The sequence below is a fragment of the Streptomyces sp. ISL-99 genome (genome assembly GCF_018614005.1).
Classification (GTDB): domain Bacteria; phylum Actinomycetota; class Actinomycetes; order Streptomycetales; family Streptomycetaceae; genus Streptomyces; species Streptomyces flavidovirens.
In genome coordinates this window covers 106,848-122,626 of the sequence record NZ_JAGGPC010000019.1, presented here as the reverse complement: position 1 = coordinate 122,626, position 15,779 = coordinate 106,848, and the positions used below count along the sequence as shown (strand labels likewise).

12 protein-coding genes are annotated in these 15,779 nt (G+C 70.5%); 4 read left to right on the top strand and 8 right to left on the bottom strand.

Going from position 1 to position 15,779, the window contains the following annotated elements; translation table 11 throughout:
- Positions 1–24: 24 nt before the first annotated feature.
- The 3 genes from J7E91_RS11635 to J7E91_RS11625 all read right to left on the bottom strand — a co-directional run bounded on the left by J7E91_RS11635 (position 25) and on the right by J7E91_RS11625 (position 4,151).
- Positions 25–2,802, bottom strand: coding sequence for a glycosyl hydrolase (locus J7E91_RS11635; protein WP_214901649.1), 2,778 nt, complete (start codon positions 2,800–2,802; stop codon positions 25–27).
- Between the two features lie 182 nt (positions 2,803–2,984).
- Positions 2,985–3,869, bottom strand: a complete 885-nt coding sequence (locus J7E91_RS11630) for an oxygenase MpaB family protein (protein ID WP_214901647.1) — start codon at positions 3,867–3,869, stop codon at positions 2,985–2,987.
- Positions 3,870–3,893: 24 nt separating this feature from the next.
- Positions 3,894–4,151 (bottom strand): hypothetical protein, encoded by a 258-nt coding sequence (locus J7E91_RS11625; protein WP_251015537.1) that lies wholly within the window; start codon positions 4,149–4,151, stop codon positions 3,894–3,896.
- A 234-nt stretch (positions 4,152–4,385) separates the two neighbouring features.
- On the opposite strand from J7E91_RS11625, the gene sph reads away from it, so the two are divergent.
- The gene (gene sph / locus J7E91_RS11620; protein ID WP_214901645.1) at positions 4,386–5,411 is read left to right on the top strand and encodes a sphingomyelin phosphodiesterase; all 1,026 of its coding nucleotides are present in this window, start codon (positions 4,386–4,388) and stop codon (positions 5,409–5,411) included.
- A 122-nt stretch (positions 5,412–5,533) separates the two neighbouring features.
- Positions 5,534–6,544, top strand: coding sequence for a cation diffusion facilitator family transporter (locus J7E91_RS11615; RefSeq protein WP_214901643.1), 1,011 nt, complete (start codon positions 5,534–5,536; stop codon positions 6,542–6,544).
- A gap of 217 nt (positions 6,545–6,761) precedes the next feature.
- Here the strand turns inward: J7E91_RS11615 and J7E91_RS11610 are convergent, their stop codons facing one another.
- Positions 6,762–8,285, bottom strand: a complete 1,524-nt coding sequence (locus J7E91_RS11610) for a serine hydrolase (protein ID WP_214901641.1) — start codon at positions 8,283–8,285, stop codon at positions 6,762–6,764.
- A 29-nt stretch (positions 8,286–8,314) separates the two neighbouring features.
- On the opposite strand from J7E91_RS11610, the gene J7E91_RS11605 reads away from it, so the two are divergent.
- Together J7E91_RS11605 and J7E91_RS11600 are read left to right on the top strand one after the other, a co-directional pair.
- Positions 8,315–8,914, top strand: a complete 600-nt coding sequence (locus J7E91_RS11605; protein WP_214901639.1) for a TetR/AcrR family transcriptional regulator C-terminal domain-containing protein — start codon at positions 8,315–8,317, stop codon at positions 8,912–8,914.
- A 129-nt stretch (positions 8,915–9,043) separates the two neighbouring features.
- A complete protein-coding gene (locus J7E91_RS11600) occupies positions 9,044–9,772 on the top strand; it encodes a MerR family transcriptional regulator (protein ID WP_214901637.1) in 729 nt (242 codons plus the stop codon).
- A 193-nt stretch (positions 9,773–9,965) separates the two neighbouring features.
- Here J7E91_RS11600 and J7E91_RS11595 read toward each other — a convergent pair whose 3' ends face one another.
- The 4 genes from J7E91_RS11595 to J7E91_RS11580 are packed head-to-tail and all read right to left on the bottom strand — an operon-like array spanning position 9,966 to position 15,736.
- Complete coding sequence (locus J7E91_RS11595) at positions 9,966–12,140, bottom strand: 3-hydroxyacyl-CoA dehydrogenase NAD-binding domain-containing protein (protein ID WP_214901629.1); 2,175 nt, start codon at positions 12,138–12,140, stop codon at positions 9,966–9,968.
- Between the two features lie 36 nt (positions 12,141–12,176).
- Positions 12,177–13,391, bottom strand: a complete 1,215-nt coding sequence (locus J7E91_RS11590; protein ID WP_214901627.1) for an acetyl-CoA C-acetyltransferase — start codon at positions 13,389–13,391, stop codon at positions 12,177–12,179.
- Positions 13,392–13,451: 60 nt separating this feature from the next.
- Positions 13,452–14,594, bottom strand: a complete 1,143-nt coding sequence (locus tag J7E91_RS11585) for an acyl-CoA dehydrogenase family protein (protein ID WP_214901625.1) — start codon at positions 14,592–14,594, stop codon at positions 13,452–13,454.
- A complete protein-coding gene (locus J7E91_RS11580) occupies positions 14,591–15,736 on the bottom strand; it encodes a CaiB/BaiF CoA-transferase family protein (protein WP_251015521.1) in 1,146 nt (381 codons plus the stop codon). Before J7E91_RS11580 ends, J7E91_RS11585 begins: the two co-directional genes overlap by 4 nt.
- Positions 15,737–15,779 lie beyond the last annotated feature (43 nt).

Here is a 15,779-nt window from a genome sequence, read left to right as displayed (position 1 = left end):
CGCCGCGTGGGGGGTGCGTTCCGGTCACTGGAAGGGAATCACCAGGACCGAATCGCCCGTTCCCGTGCGGAGTTTCGCCGTGCCGTTGCCGATGGCGCTCCACACTTCGAGGCGTACGGTGCCGCCCTTGAGGTCGCCGAGCGAACCGGTCGCCGACTTGAGGCCGCGCGCCTGCGTGTACTCCTCCCAGCCCGCCACCGGGTCGGTCGCGAAGTAGTTGTACGTCTCCGTCCGGTCGTACGTGCCGTCGCCCGTCAGGTCGTAGCTGACGCGGGTCTGCTGGCCGAGGCCGACCGTCGTGCCCGCGTCGACCTGGAGGCGGAAGGCCGTCGGCGTACCGGACTTGAGCGTGCCGTTGACGCCCTTGGCCGTGTACGTCAGCGGCTGGTGCGGGGTGCCGTCGTGGTTGGCGCCGCCCGCCGAGGCGATGGTGTCGGTGGCCGCGGTGGTCCCGGTGGTGGTGGTGAGGGAGCCTCCGGTGCGCAGTTGGAAGGTGTTGCCTGTGGGCGGCTCCGGGTCAGGGTCCGGGTCGGTGCCTCCGGTGCCGGTGCCCGTCGCGGTCGAGCGGGCGGGGACGGTGAGCTTCCCGCCGTCGGAGAAGGTCACGGTGCGGGCGGTGGAGGTGTGGTTGTGGGCGGCGTACGTCCGTACCGTGCCCTTGGTGAAGACGGCGGAGGTCGGGATGTCACCGCTCACCGTCGCGGCGGGCGCGCCGAGCGTGTCGAGGGTGCTGATCCAGTGGTAGGTGTGCGCCTTGGACTCGCCCTGCTCGGGGGTGTAGGCGGCGTGGCCCGCGTCCCACTTGGCCTTGGCGGCGGCCGGGTCGGCCAGTGACTGGAACTCCCAGAGGATGTCGCGCCATTCGACGGCGGGTCCGCCGTTCTCGCGTTCCATCTCGGCGAGGTTGCGCCGGATGGCGTCCTTCTCGCCGCCCAGGTGCAGTGAACCGCCGGTCACCGGGAGGACGTTGATGCCGTGGATCTCCTCGCGGTTGGCCGTCCACCAGGTGGCGTACGCCCCACCGCTCCCCCACACCATGCCGACCGTGTCGTGGCCGAAGGAGGACGGGAAGACCTGCTCGTCGGCGTCGAACCAGTACTGCGCGATCGCCTCGGACTCGGTGGTCAGGAGGTACGTGCCGAGGTCGCGCAGGGCCGTGTCACCGGTCGCCGCGCCCCACAGGACCAGGCCGGCGCTGAGGTTGGTGGACTCCGAGGAGGACTCCTGGCTGTTGCCCGCGGCGAAGCCCTGGTGACCGGAGGCCCAGCTGTGGCCCGCGTAGACGTCGAAGCCGCGCAGGAAGGGGAAGGCGGTGTCGGTGCGGCTGGGGTTCGCCGCGTCGCGGACCAGCGTCTTGACCATGCCGCCCCAGGCGGAGTCGGCGGCCCAGGCCTGGTCGTACTGGGCGACGATCGCGGCCGCGTAGACGTAGTAGCTGTAGTGGAAGTGGTGGTCGTTGAGCTCGGTGTCGCTGCCGTACGACGCCGGGTAGCCGGTGAGCGTCTTCCAGGTCTTGTCGTACGAGAATTCGTTGGCTCCGCCCGCCGTGAACCAGTCCTGGAGGCGGCCCTTCATCAGGCCGAGCAGCTTGTCGCGGACAGCGGTCTCACCGATCTGGTCCGCGACGGGTACCAGCTGGGCGAGGCGGCCCAGCGCCTTGCCGGTCCAGTACGTGTCGGTGGCGCCGGAGAACGGGTCGGCGGCGTTCGCGGCCTCGTTCAGATAGCCCCTGAGCCTGGCCTTGTCGACACCGCTCGACTGCGGCAGGGCGGGCAGCACGCCGGAGGCCCGCTGGCTCGTGGTGAAGGAGGCGCCCTCGCGGACCTTCATCGTGCCGCGCGGTGAGACGTACGTGTACGGGGTGAGCGGGTCGGAGGTGTGCAGCCACTGGTGGCGGTAGAGGGCCTGCAGCGTGCCCCTCTCGCTGCCCTCTTTCGCCTCGGTGGTGAGGGTGTACGTCGCCTTCACCGTGCCGCCGGTGGTGTTCCAGCTCGCCCTGGAGCCGGTGACGAAGCTGTACGCGTACTTCTTGTACGTCGCGAGGGCGTCGGGGGAAGGCAGTACGGCGAGCGAGAAGTAGTCCTTGGCGCCCAGGCCCGCGGTGAGGGTGGATCCGGCGATGTTCCAGTCGCTGCCGGTCGGCGCGAAGAGCGCGTAGTGGTGGCCCGCGACGGTGATGCCGAGGACGTTGCCCTGGTCGGCGAAGACGGTGGGCGCGGCGGCGGTGGTGATCTGCGCGCTGCCGCCCGAGCCCTTGGCGTACACGAAGGGCATGCCGTGGCCGATCGTGGTGCGCAGGGTGCGGGCGCCGTCGGACCAGTACGGGGTGACGGTCCAGTCGGACCAGTCGTCGGCCTTGGTGTCGGGCGAGTTGAGGCCGGTCAGGCCGAGCGTGAGGTCACGCTTGTGGGCGTACTCGTACTGGCGGCCGTCGCCGACGACGGCGGGGGTGGTCGGGTAGCCGACTTCGAGGCCCGCGGCTGTGGCCTGGTAGGTGAGCGGGTGGCCGTACATGGGCGTGGAGTGCGGGTTGTCGCCGTACCGCTGGAAGGCCAGGGAGGACCACCAGTCGTTGGTGGGGAGCGGCTTGTCCTTCGCGGCCGGGGTGAGCTTGGGGGTGACGGGTGTGCCGGTGTTGGTGGTGGGGCCCGATGTCCCGGCGGGGCGGACGTCGGAGTAACTGCCCGACCCGACGGGGACGGTGGCGGCGGCTGCGGGAGCGGCGGCCGAGCCGAGGCCGAGGGCGGTCAGAGCGGAGACAAGGATCAGCGCGGACGCGGTTCTGAAGGGAGGAGCTGGCATGGACGGCACCTCGAAATCGTGGGGGAAGGGCGTCCGAGAGCGCTCTCAGATGTCAGGGAACGTAAAACTTCTGAAACACAAGTGTCAATACGTCTGACACAAACGGCAGTTGGAGGCGCGGCAGACCGCCGTGCGTTCAACTGTTGACGGGCACGGGCAGGTGGGAGCATGCTCCGAGGGGATTACTGAGAGCGCTCTCGGTTGCCGTCGGCGACCTCGTTCCGGTGCCGCGCCCTGGCCTCGCGCGCCAGGGGCAGATAGCGCAGCCGCTCGGGCAGCAGTGGCACCAGGGTGCGTACGACGCGACTGAACCGGCGCAGCCTGCGCTCCTGTGCGTCGCTCCACTCCAGCCCCAGCGCCTCGCGCGCGTCCGGCGGCAGGTAGCCGACGGTGAGGAACGCCCTGAAGCGGGCCAGTGGCGGCAACAGAAGCGGCCACAGGGCGCGCAGGGCCAGACGTACCGGAAGCGGTCCTCGGCCGGGGGCGGGCACCGGGCTGTCGGTGGCGATCAGTTCCCGCACCACCACGGTCGCTTCCACCTCGTCGGCCAGCGTCTTGCGGAAGTACGGCCAGAACTCCTCGACGGTCTGCGGCATGTCCCGGTCGTTGATCCCGAGTATCCGGCCTACCTGGAGCCACTCCGCGTACAGCTGCCGTTCCTGCGCCTCGGTGAGCGGCCGGAAGAGATAGCGCAGCGCGTGCTGGTAGCAGGGGAAGCCGGTGGCATGGACCCAGGAGTAGTGGGCCGGGTCGAGCGCGTGGTAGGGACGGCCGTGCGCGTCGGTGCCCTGGATGGTCTTGTGGAGCTGCCGGAGCCTGCGGCCCTCCTCGGCGCCCGCCTCTCCCCCGTACACCCACAGCTGCACGGAGCGCAGCGACCGTTCGCCGCGTCCCCACGGGTCCGTACGGAAGACCGAGTGCTGGTCGACGCCCGCGCCGACGGCCGGGCGCGCGACCTGCAGGGTGAGCGCGGCGGGCAGCATGAGCAGCGCCCGCACATCACCGGCGACCGTCCACAGGACGCCGCCTGGCGGAGGCGGTACGGGGTCCTGCCCACTGATCTTCATGCCTCCAGTATGCGCAAGGACCCGTTACGGCCGGTGGTCGGCTGCCGAGGCGGGCAGGGGCTCGCCCAGGACCCGGCCGGCCAGTTCCCGCGCCAGATCGTCGACGTACGGGCGGAGTGCGGCCTCGGCGGTGGCCCGTTCGGCAGCGATGACCGCGGCACCGTCGGTGAGGATCTGTTCCCGTACGCGCATGCCGTCCGCGCGGGCGGCGGTGATCAGGGCGACGCCCTCCTCGTGCGCCTGCTGGCGGGTCCTCGCGGCGGCGTGCCGGGCGTCGGCCAGCGCGGACTCGTACAGCGCGCGGATTGAGGGGGCCTATGTTCATCGGCAACAACTGCGTATTCATGCTCGGGACCTACCCGTTCGCACAGGTGCACCAACCCGGCTCGTAACGGGAGTTGGGGTGATGGTGAGCTCCCGGCAAGTCATTCGCCGCCCAATGGCTACCGGAAGGTAACTCCGGCTGGTTGGATGTGCCGCGCCGATCCTTACCCCCCACCCGAAACGGGAGTCCCAGTGCCGCACTCCGCGCTCCGCCGTACCCCTGGCGCAGCCCTGGCCACCGTACTGGCGGTCGCCACACTTGCCACGACCGCCCCGTCCGCCTCCGCGGCCCCGGTGACCCCGGCCGGCGCCTCCGCATCCGCATCCGCATCCGCCGAGGTGCCGTCGCTGAAGGTGCTGTCGTACAACGCCTTCCTCTTCAGCAAAAACCTTTACCCCAACTGGGGCCAGGACCACCGCGCCAAAGCCATACCCGCGGCCTCCTTCTTCCAGGGCAACGACGTCGTCGTGCTCCAGGAGGCCTTCGACAACGGCGCCTCCGACGCGCTGAAGAGCAACGCCGCGGCGCAGTACCCGTACCAGACGCCGGTCATGGGCCGCGGCAAGACCGGGTGGGACGCGACCGGCGGGTCGTACTCCGCCACGACTCCCGAGGACGGCGGGGTCACGGTGCTCAGCAAGTGGCCGGTCGTCCGCAAGGAGCAGTACGTCTACAAGGACGCGTGCGGCGCCGACTGCTACTCCAACAAGGGCTTCGTGTACGCCGTACTGGACGTCAGCGGCGCGAAGGTACACGTCGTCGGCACGCACGCGCAGTCCACAGATCCGGGCTGCGGCGCGGGCGAGGCCGCCCAGATGCGCAGCCGGCAGTTCAAGGCGATCGACGCCTTCCTCGACGGCAAGAACATCCCCGCCTCGGAGCAGGTGGTCGTGGCGGGCGACCTCAATGTCGACTCGCACAGCCCCGAGTACGCCTCGATGCTCGCCGACGGCGGCCTGACCGGCGCCGACGCGCGCACCGGTCACCCGTACTCCTTCGACACCGCGGACAACTCGATCGCCTCCGAGCGCTACCCGGACGATCCGCGCGAGGACCTCGACTACGTCCTGCACCGCGCCGGGCACGCCAGGCCCGAGGGCTGGACGAACGAGGTGATCAAGGAGCGGAGCGCGCCCTGGACCGTCTCCAGCTGGGGCAAGCAGTACACGTACACGAACCTGTCCGACCACTACCCGGTCGTGGCGAGCGCACGCTGACCCGTGCGGAGGGTGCGGGGCGGGTGCGGGGGCGTGCGGCGTAATCGCAAGCGGTTCGCACCTGGTCATGGGCGGTTTTTCGGCAGTGGCCGCAAGGGAGTTGGTGTGCCACGGTGGTGGTCATGACGGGTCACGGACACGGGCACGGGCACGGGCACGGGCACGGGGATGGTCACGGACGCGGGCATCATCATCACCACTCCCACGACCGGATCGACTCCGCGCTGGAAGGGTCGGCGGCGGGGCTGCGGACCCTCTGGTTCTCCTTCGCCGTCCTGGCGGCGACCACTGTCGCCCAGGCCGTGGTGGCCGCGCTGTCCGGTTCGGTGGCGCTGCTCGGCGACACCGTCCACAACGCCACCGACGCCCTGACCGCACTGCCCCTCGCCGTCGCCTTCCTGCTGGCACGGCGGGCGGCGACCCGCCGCTACACCTACGGCTTCGGGCGGGCCGAGGATCTGGCGGGCGTGTTCGTGGTGCTGGTGATCGCGGCCTCAGCGGTGTTCGCCGGGTACGAGGCCGTACGGCGCCTGCTCGATCCGCAGGAGGTCAGCCATTTGCCGGCCGTCGCCGCGGCGGGCCTGATCGGCTTCGCGGGGAACGAGTGGGTGGCGCGGGCCCGTATCCGTACCGGCAGGAGGATCGGCTCCGCCGCGCTGGTCGCCGACGGGCTCCACGCCCGAACCGACGGCTTCACCTCGCTCGCCGTACTCCTGGGCGCGGGCGGCTCGGCGCTCGGCCGGCATTATGCCGACCCCCTGATCGGGCTGCTGATCACGGCCGCGATCGTATGGGTGCTGCGCGGCGCGGCGCGGGAGGTCTGGCACCGGCTGATGGACGCGGTCGACCCGGCGCTGGTGGACGAGGCCGAGCATGCGCTCTCCCATGTCGAGGGCGTACAGGCGGTGGGCGCCGTCCGCATGCGGTGGGTGGGCCACACCCTGCGCGCCGAGACGTCCGTGGTGGTCGACCCCTGCCTGACGGTGGTCCAGGGACACGCGGTGGCGGTGGCGGCGGAGCACGCGCTGTTGCACGCGGTGGACCGACTGGCGGGGGCGACGGTCCACGTGGACCACGCACCGCAGCCGGCTGCCCCGGATCCACACGCGCCGTTGGCCCACCACGCCGCCTGAAGCCGCCGCGCCCCATTCACCCGAACGAGATCGTAACTCTGAGCAATGTGGCTGGTAACTTGGAGTGACCATCTGGGAGTCCGATCTGAGATCTGCTTTTTGGGGGATGCCGTGGCTGCGAATCCGATCGAAGTGAGCCCGGGCGACGCGCGCTATGACGCTCTGCGCCGGGGGTTCAATCAGCGCTGGATCGCCACACCCGACTACGTCGTGGTGGCTACGACGGCGGACGACGTGGTGGAGGCAGTCGCCAAGTTCGTCGGGAACCCGGCCAATTTTTTTCCGCCACGACCGTCTTCGGCGCGGCCCGCATGCCGACGTACACGCAGCCGTTGCCGTCGGGGAGGGTGGAGAACACCACGGGCATCCAGTCCTCGCTGAAGGACGGGCCCGCGCCCGAGGCGGCGAACACCGTCTCCGACACCGGGACCAGGTCCATCTCCAGCGGCGGGGAGAAGTCCTTCATCCCGTCGACGAACTCGTACACCAGGTGCGGTGTTCCGTCGCGCTCGCTGACGGTGATGACGACGCCTTCGCGCGTGTCCGTGCCGGTGAGTGGTGCGATGTCGACCGCGGGCGGCTGAGCAGTCGGCGCGAAGGCGTCCGGCATCCTCACTCCGGCCAGTTCGTCGAGCAGTTCCCTGAGCAGCGCGGCGTAGAGCTGACGCGCGCCGCCGCCGTTGGTGAGCAGGGCGACGGCCACACCTGCTTCCGGCACCACACGCAGGTAGCCGTACTGGCCGATCGACGCGCCGTCGTGGCCGAACCCCGGCGTACCGAACCAGTCGTACAGCGTCCAGCCGAGGCCCCAGCCGTCGGCGCTGACGGTCCACTTGTCGGGGACGTCGACCTCGCGCCGCTGCATCGCCCCGACGGTCTCGGCCGCCAGCACGCGGGTCCCGTCCGGCGCCGTACCGCCGTCCAGGTGCATCCGGGCCAGCCGGAGCACGTCAGTGGCGGTGGCGCAGACTCTGCCGTACGGACCTGCCGAGCGCGGCATGAGGTCCCACGCCGGTGCCGGGTCCGGGTCCTGTCCCGGCTCCCCGAGGTGTCCCATCGCCGCCCGGAACCGCAGAACCTCTTCGGGCAGCGTCACCGTTTCCGTGAGCCCGAGCGGGGTGAGGAGGCGGTCCTTGAGTGCCTCGTCCCAGGTCTGGCCGGTCAGCACCTCGATGATGCGGCCGAGGACGTTGTACCCGACGCTGCTGTAGGAGACCGCGGTTCCGGGCGGGCAGTCCAGCGCCACCCCCTTGGCGGCTTCGACGTAACGGGCCAGACAGTCGTCACCGCGGCCGGTGCCGAGGGTGAAGTCGCAGGTCAGACCGCTGGTGTGGCTGAGCAGTTGCCGGGTCGTGATGGTCTTGGTGGCTTCGGCGTCGGCGGTGGCGAACTCCGGCAGTACGTCGACTACCGGCGCGTCCAGGTCGAGGTCGCCGGATTCGGCCAGCTGCATCACGAGCGTGGCGGTGTAGATCTTGGCGATCGAGCCGAGCTGGAACACCGAGTCGGTCGTCGCCTCGACACCGGTCCCCCGGTGCAGCACACCACTGGCCGGCGCGTGGATGTTCCCGTCGGCGAGCACGGCCAGGGACGCGGCCGGGACGTGATGGGCGGCGCACAGCTCGTCGAGCCGCGCCTGCCAGCGGTCAAGGTCCAGCCGACGGCCACCGGAGTCCCTGACCCCCCAGCCGCCCTTGGCCTTCCAGTCGCCCTTCACATCCCAGCTCAGGTCGTTCTTCATGCTCTTCCCCCTCCATCGAGGCCCTGAGCATGCGGCGTCTGGGCACCCGCCTCGGCGCCGGGGCCACCTCGCTCTACCGGCATGTCGCCAACAAGGACGAGCTGATCGAGCTGGTGGTGGACGAGGTCTACGGCGAGTTGGAGGTGCCGGACGCCGACGGTCCGCAGGGCTGGCGGGCCGCCGTCGGCGGGAGTGCGTACAGCCTGCGGTCGATGGCGCTGCGGCACCCTTGGGTCGCCTCAGTGCTCGGACAGGTCGGCCTCGTGCATCTCGGGCCGAACGTGATGCGGATGCCCGATCGCATGCTCGCCGTCTTCGAAGCGGCGGGCTTCCCGCCGGAAGAGACCGATCAGGCCATGAGCACGCTCATCGCGTACGTCATCGGGATGGCGACCAGCGAGGCCGCGTACCTTTCGCTGATCGCCCGCAGCGGCAAGGACGAACGGGAGTTGATGGAGAGCCTGCGGCCGTCCGCCGAGCAGGCCGTGCGGGACCATCCGCGACTGCGGGAGGGGCACGTCGCCCAGCGCGGCAAGGACCCGCAGCAGCTCCGCGAGGCCAACTTCGACTACGGGCTCCAGCGAGTCCTCGACGGCCTGGAGGCCCGGCTCGGCCGGAAGGACGGTTAGGCGGCTGGGCGGCTGTCGCCATGGGACGGCCGGACGCTTTCACAACAATGGTGAGACAGCAATACTGTTGCACCGTATGGCAGTACGGCGGTTGGTTCGCAGCAGTGGGACGGGAAGCGAGGCGCAGTCATGACGACGGACACCGAGGAGCCGACGCTCACGGTAGACGAGCTGGCCGCACGGGCCGGGGTCACGGTGCGTACGGTCCGCTTCTACAGCACGCGCGGTCTGCTCCCGCCGCCGGTGATCGGCCCGCGCCGGGTGGGCCGGTACGGTCCCGCCCACCTGTCCCGGCTCGCGCTCATCGAGGAGCTCCAACACCACGGCATGACGCTCGCCGCGATCGAGCGCTACCTGGAGCAGTTGCCGCCCGACCTGAGCGCACACGATCTGGCGATCCACCGCGCGCTGGTGGCGACCTGGGCGCCCGACTCGGCGGAGGACGCGACCCGGGCGGAGCTCGACCGCCGCGCGGGCCGGCCCCTGTCGGAGGAGGACATCGACCGGCTCGCCGCGATGAACGTCCTGGAGCGCGCGGACTCCCCCGACACCTTCCGCGTCGACCCGGGGCTGCTGGCCCTCGGCGTACAGCTTCTCGGCGTCCCCATAGCCCACGAGACGATCCTCGCGGCCCGCACGATCCTGCTGGAGCACACCCGGTCGGCCGCGCACGCGCTGACGAACCTCTTCAAGGACGAGGTGTGGGGGCCGTACCGGGAGCGCGAGTCGGACCCTGAGCATGTGAAGGCGATGAAGTCGCTGTCGGCGCACATGCAGCCGATGGTGGTGCAGGCACTGGTGACGGCGTTTCAGCGGTCGCTGAAGGAGGAGTTGCGGGCGGCGTTCACGGCGGGTTGAGTGGGGCGGCTTGGCGGTGCGGGTGCGGGTGCGGGTGGCGGTGCGGGGTGCGGGGCTTTCCCCACCCCGCCCCTTCCCGAACTGGGGGCAAGCCCCCAGACCCCCCGGACGCCCTACGGGCGTGTCCTCAAACGCCGGACGGGCTGGATTTTCCAGCCCGTCCGGCGTTTGAGGACCGGGGCCGGCGGCAGGGTTACGCGTCGCTGAACGTCTCGCCCCGCTCCGCCTTCTCCACCAGCAGCGCCGGCGGTGTGAAGCGCTCGCCGTACGTCGCCGCCAGCTCGCGCGCCCGGGTCACGAAGCCGGGCAGGCCGCCCTCGTAGCCGTTGATGTACTGGAGCGCGCCGCCCGTCCAGGCCGGGAAGCCGATGCCCATGATGGAGCCGATGTTGGCGTCGGCGACCGACGTGAGGACGCCCTCCTCGAAGCAGCGGACCGTGTCCAGCGCCTCGGAGAAGAGCATCCGCTCCTTCATGTCGGCGAAGGGGATCTCGGTGCCCGGCTTCGTGAAGTGCTCACGCAGGCCCGGCCACAGACGCGTGCGCCTGCCGTCCTCGTCGTACTCGTAGAAGCCCGCCCCGCCGCTTCGGCCCGTACGCCCGAACTCGTCGACCATGCGGTCGATGACCGCGTCCGACGGGTGCCCCGGCCAGGTGCCGCCGGCCGCCTCGACCGCCCGCTTCGTCTCGTTGCGGATCTTGCGCGGGAGGGTGAGGGTCAGTTCGTCCATCAGAGACAGGACCTTCGCCGGGTAGCCGGCCTGGGCCGCCGCCTGCTCGATGGACGCGGGCTCGATGCCCTCGCCGACCATCGCCACGCCCTCGTTGATGAACTGGCCGATGACGCGCGAGGTGAAGAAGCCGCGCGAGTCGTTCACGACGATCGGCGTCTTCTTGATCCGGCGTACGAGGTCGAACGCGCGGGCCAGTGCCTCGTCGCCCGTCCGCTCCCCCTTGATGATCTCGACGAGCGGCATCTTGTCGACCGGCGAGAAGAAGTGCAGCCCGATGAAGTCGGCGGGGCGGGAGACGCCTTCCGCCAGGCCGGTGATGGGGAGGGTGGAGGTGTTGGAGCAGAGCAGCGCGTCCGGCTCGACGATGTCCTGGATCTCCTGGAACACCTTGTGCTTGAGCGACGTGTCCTCGAAGACGGCCTCGATCACGGCGTCGCAGCCCGCGAGGTCGGACGGGTCGGCGGTCGGGGTGATGCGGGCGAGGAGTTCGTCCCGCTCGGCCTCGGTCGTACGGCCGCGCGAGAGCGCCTTGGCGAGGAGCTTCTCGGAGTACGCCTTGCCCTTGGCGGCGGCTTCGGCCGTCACGTCCTTGAGGACGACGTCGAGGCCGGCGCGGGCGCAGGAGTACGCGATGCCCGCGCCCATCATCCCGGCGCCGAGGACGGCGACCTTGCGGACGGGGCGGGGCTCGATGCCCTTGGGGCGGTTGGCGCCGGAGTTGACGGCCTGGAGGTCGAAGAAGAACGCCTGGATCATGTTCTTGGCGATCTGCCCGGTGACCAGCTCGGTGAAGTACCGCGCCTCGATGGTCTGCGCGGTCTCGAAGTCGACCTGCGCGCCCTCGACGGCCGCCGCGAGGATGTTGCGGGGGGCGGGGTAGGGGGCGCCGGCCGTCTGCTTCTTGAGGTTGGCCGGGAAGGCGGGGAGGTTCGCGGCGAAGCGCGGGTTGGACGGTGTGCCGCCGGGGATCTTGTAGCCCTTGACGTCCCAGGGCTGGTGCGATTCCGGGTGGGCGTCGATGAAGGCGCGCGCCTTGGCGAGCATCTCCTCGGGCGTGGTGGCGAGTTCGTGGATCAGGCCGTTCTCCAGGGCCCGCCGCGGGTTGTACTGGGTGCCCTGGAGCAGGACCTTGAGGAGCGCGTCCGCGATGCCCATGAGGCGTACGGTGCGGGTGACTCCGCCGCCCGCCGGCAGGAGACCGAGCGTGACCTCGGGCAGGCCGATCTTGGAGCCGGGCGCGTCGAGGGCGACGCGGTGGTGGCAGGCGAGGGCGATCTCGTAACCGCCGCCGAGGGCCGCTCCGTTGATCGCGGCGACGACGGGCTTGCCGAGGGTCTCGATGCGGCGCAGGGATTTCTTGATCGCCGTACCGGTGTCGAAGGCCTGCTGGGCGTTCTCCGGACCGACCTTGATCATGTCCTTGAGGTCGCCGCCCGCGAAGAAGGTCTTCTTGGCGGAGGTGAAGATGATGCCGCGGATGGAGTCCTTCTCGGCCTCCGCGCGGTCGGCGATAGCCGCGATGGAGTCCTTGAACGCCTGGTTCATGGTGTTGGCGGACTGGTTGGGGTCGTCGAGGACGAGGGTGACGACACCGGTCTCGTCCTGTTCCCAGCGGATGGTGGTGCTCTCGCTCATGGGTTTTCTTCTCCGTAAGGGGGTGGGACGGGACGGTCAGAGACGCTCGATGACGGTGGCGATGCCCATGCCGCCGCCGACGCACAGCGTGGCCAGGCCGTACCGCTGGTCGCGGCGCTCCAGCTCGTCGATGAGCGTGCCGAGGATCATCGCGCCGGTGGCGCCCAGCGGGTGGCCCATGGCGATGGCACCGCCGTTGACGTTGACCTTGTCGAGCGAGAGGCCCATGTCCTTGACGAAGCGCAGTACGACACCCGCGAAGGCCTCGTTGATCTCGACCAGGTCGATGTCGTCGATGGTCAGGCCGGCCTTGGCGAGAGCCTTGCGGGTGGCGGGCGCGGGCCCTGTCAGCATGATCGTCGGCTCGGAGCCGGAGACGGCGGCCGAGACGATACGGGCGCGGGGCGTGAGTCCGTAGCGCTCTCCGACCGCCTGCGAGCCGATGGCGACGAGGGCCGCGCCGTCCACGATGCCGGAGGAGTTGCCCGCGTGGTGAACGTGGTCGATCTTCTCGACCCAGTGGTACTTCTGGAGCGCCACGGCGTCGAAGCCGCCGTGCTCCCCGATCATCTCGAACGACGGCTTGAGCGCGGCGAGGGAGTCCGCGGTGGTCCCCGGACGCATGTGCTCGTCGTGGTCGAGGACGGTCAGGCCGTTGCGGTCCAGGACGGGTACGACGGAGCGCGCGAAGCGGCCGTCCTTCCACGCCTCGGCTGCCCGCTCCTGCGACAGGGCGGCGTACGAGTCGACGTCGTGGCGCGTGAAGCCCTCGATGGTGGCGATGAGGTCGGCGCCGATGCCCTGGGGCGCGAAGCCGGTGTCCCAGCTTGTCATCGGGTCCATGGCCCAGGCACCGCCGTCGGAGCCCATCGGGACGCGCGACATCGACTCGACGCCGCCCGCGAGCACCAGGTCCTCCCAGCCGGAACGGACCTTCGCCGCCGCCATGTTGACGGCTTCGAGACCCGACGCGCAGAAGCGGTTCTCCTGTACGCCCGCCACGGTGTCCGGCAGTCCGGCGGCTACGGCAGCGGTGCGCGCGATGTCCGAGCCCTGGTCGCCGAGCGGGCTGACGACGCCGAGGACGATGTCGTCGACGGCCGCCGGGTCGAGGTCGGGGAAGCGGCGGCGGATCTCGTGGATGAGGCCGACGACGAGGTCGATCGGCTTGGTGCCGTGCAGGGCGCCATTGGCCTTGCCGCGCCCGCGCGGGGTGCGGATCGCGTCGTACACAAACGCTTCGGTGCTCAAGACAGCAGCCTTTCGGGGGTTACGTGACAGAAGTCGGGCGAGAGGTCGGGCGAGACGTGCTCAGGCGAGGAGCGAGCGGCCGATGATCTCCTTCATGATCTCGGTCGTGCCGCCGTAGATCGTCTGGATACGGCCGTCGGTGAATGCCTTGGCGACGCGGTACTCGCTCATGTAGCCGTATCCCCCGTGCAGTTGCAGGCAGCGGTCGGCGACGCGCTTCTGGAGTTCGGTGGCCCACCACTTGGCCATCGACGCGTGGACCGCGTCGAGTTCCCCGTTCGAGTGATCGACGATGCAGCGGTCGAGGAACGTACGGGTGACCGCGCATTCGGTCGCCATCTCCGCGATCTCGAAGCGGATGTGCTGGAGCTTGGACAGCGGCCGTCCGAACGCCTCGCGCTCCTTGACGTACTGCGTGGTGATCTCCAGCAGGTACTCGGCGGCGGCGATCCCGGCGACCGCGATGCCCATGCGCTCCTGAGCGAGGTTGGTCATCAGGTGGATGAAGGCGCCGCCCCGCTCGCCGAGCAGGTTCTCCTTGGGGACGCGTACGTCGTTGAAGAACAGCTCGGCGGTGTCCTGCGACTTCTGGCCGATCTTGTCGAGATTGCGTCCGCGCTCGAAGCCTTCCGCGCCGCGCTCCACGACGAGCAGGGACAGCCCCTTGGCGCCGCCCTCGGGCGACGTCCTGGCGACGACGATCACCAGGTCGGCGAGGATGCCGTTGGAGATGAACGTCTTCGAGCCGTTGAGCAGCCAGTGGTCGCCCCGGTCCTCGGCCGTCGTACGGATGCCCTGGAGGTCGGAGCCCGCGCCCGGCTCCGTCATCGCGATGGCGGTGATCGTCTCGCCCGTGCAGAAGCCCGGCAGCCAGCGCCGCTTCTGCTCGTCGGTGGCGAGCCCGGTGAGGTAGGGGCCGATGATGTCGTTGTGCAGGCCGAGCGCGAGCCCGGCGGCGCCCGCCCTGGTGAATTCCTCGGCCAGTACGGCGCTGTAGCGGAAGTCGTCGTTCCCGCCGCCCCCGTACTCCTCCGGTACGGCGAGGCCGAGCAGCCCCTGCCTGCCTGCCGCCAGCCACGCCTCCCGGCTGACGATGCCGTCCTTCTCCCACTGCTCGTAGTACGGCGTCACTTCCTTCGCCAGGAAGGTGCGCACGGTCTCCCGGAACGCTTCGTGCTCCGCGGTGAAGATCTGACGCTTCAACTCTGCCTCCTGCGGCCGGCCTTCTCGATGCTCGGTACGTCCCAGTCGCGGGCCACTTCGGCGGTGTCCGCGCCGGGCCGGGCGGGTGGGCTGTGCACGGCCCCCGGTGTGGCCGAGAAGCGCGGTGCGGGCGCGGGCTGGGTCAGTCCGTCGTGGGTGATGAAGGTGGAGCGGGCGGCGAGGTGCGGGTGGGAGGGGGCCTCGCGCAGGGAGAGGACGGGGGCGACGCAGGCGTCCGAGCCCTCGAAGACGGCGGTCCACTCGGCGCGGGTCCTCGTCCGGAAGCGGGCGGCGATCACCTCGCGCAGCTCGCCCCAGCGGGCCATGTCGGCGCGGGCATCCGCTTCGGATTCCCCGATTCCGAGGAGGCCGGTGAACTCGGCGTAGAACTGCGGCTCCAGGGCGCCCACCGCCATGTACTGACCGTCGGACGTCTCGTAGGTGCCGTAGAAGGGGCAGCCGCCGTCGAGCAGGTTCGACCCGCGCCTGTCCTGCCAGCCGCCGGCCGCCAGCATGCCGTGGATCATCGTGGCGAGGTGGGCCGCGCCGTCCACGATCGCGGCGTCGACGACCTGGCCCGTGCCGCCTTCGGTGCGGGCGTGCTGGAGCGCGGCGAGGACGCCGATGACGAGGTAGAGCGAGCCGCCCGCGTAGTCGCCGACGAGGTTCGCGGGGACGGTGGGCGGCTCGTCCGGCCTGCCGAACATGCCGAGGGTGCCGGTCAGGGCGATGTAGGCGATGTCGTGTCCGGCGCGCTGCGCGAGCGGCCCCTCCTGGCCCCAGCCCGTCATCCGCCCGTACACGAGCCGCGGGTTCCGGGCCAGGCACGCGTCGGGGCCGACGCCGAGGCGCTCGGCGACACCGGGCCGGTAGCCCTCGATGAGCACGTCCGCGCGCTCGACGAGGTCGAGGACCTGGGCAGGGCCGTCCGCCGACTTGAGGTCGACGATCACCGAGCGTTTGTTGCGGTTGGTGAGGTCGTACGCCGGATCGATGCCCAGGCCCGCGCCACCGGGGCGGTCGACGCGGACCACGTCGGCGCCGAGGTCGGCGAGGAGCATGGCGGCGAAGGGGCCGGGGCCGATTCCCGCCAGTTCCACCACACGCACTCCGGAGAGCGGGCCGTTCCCTGCCGCTGCCATCAAGCCCCCAGCACTGTGACACAACTGATGTAACATCAATGAT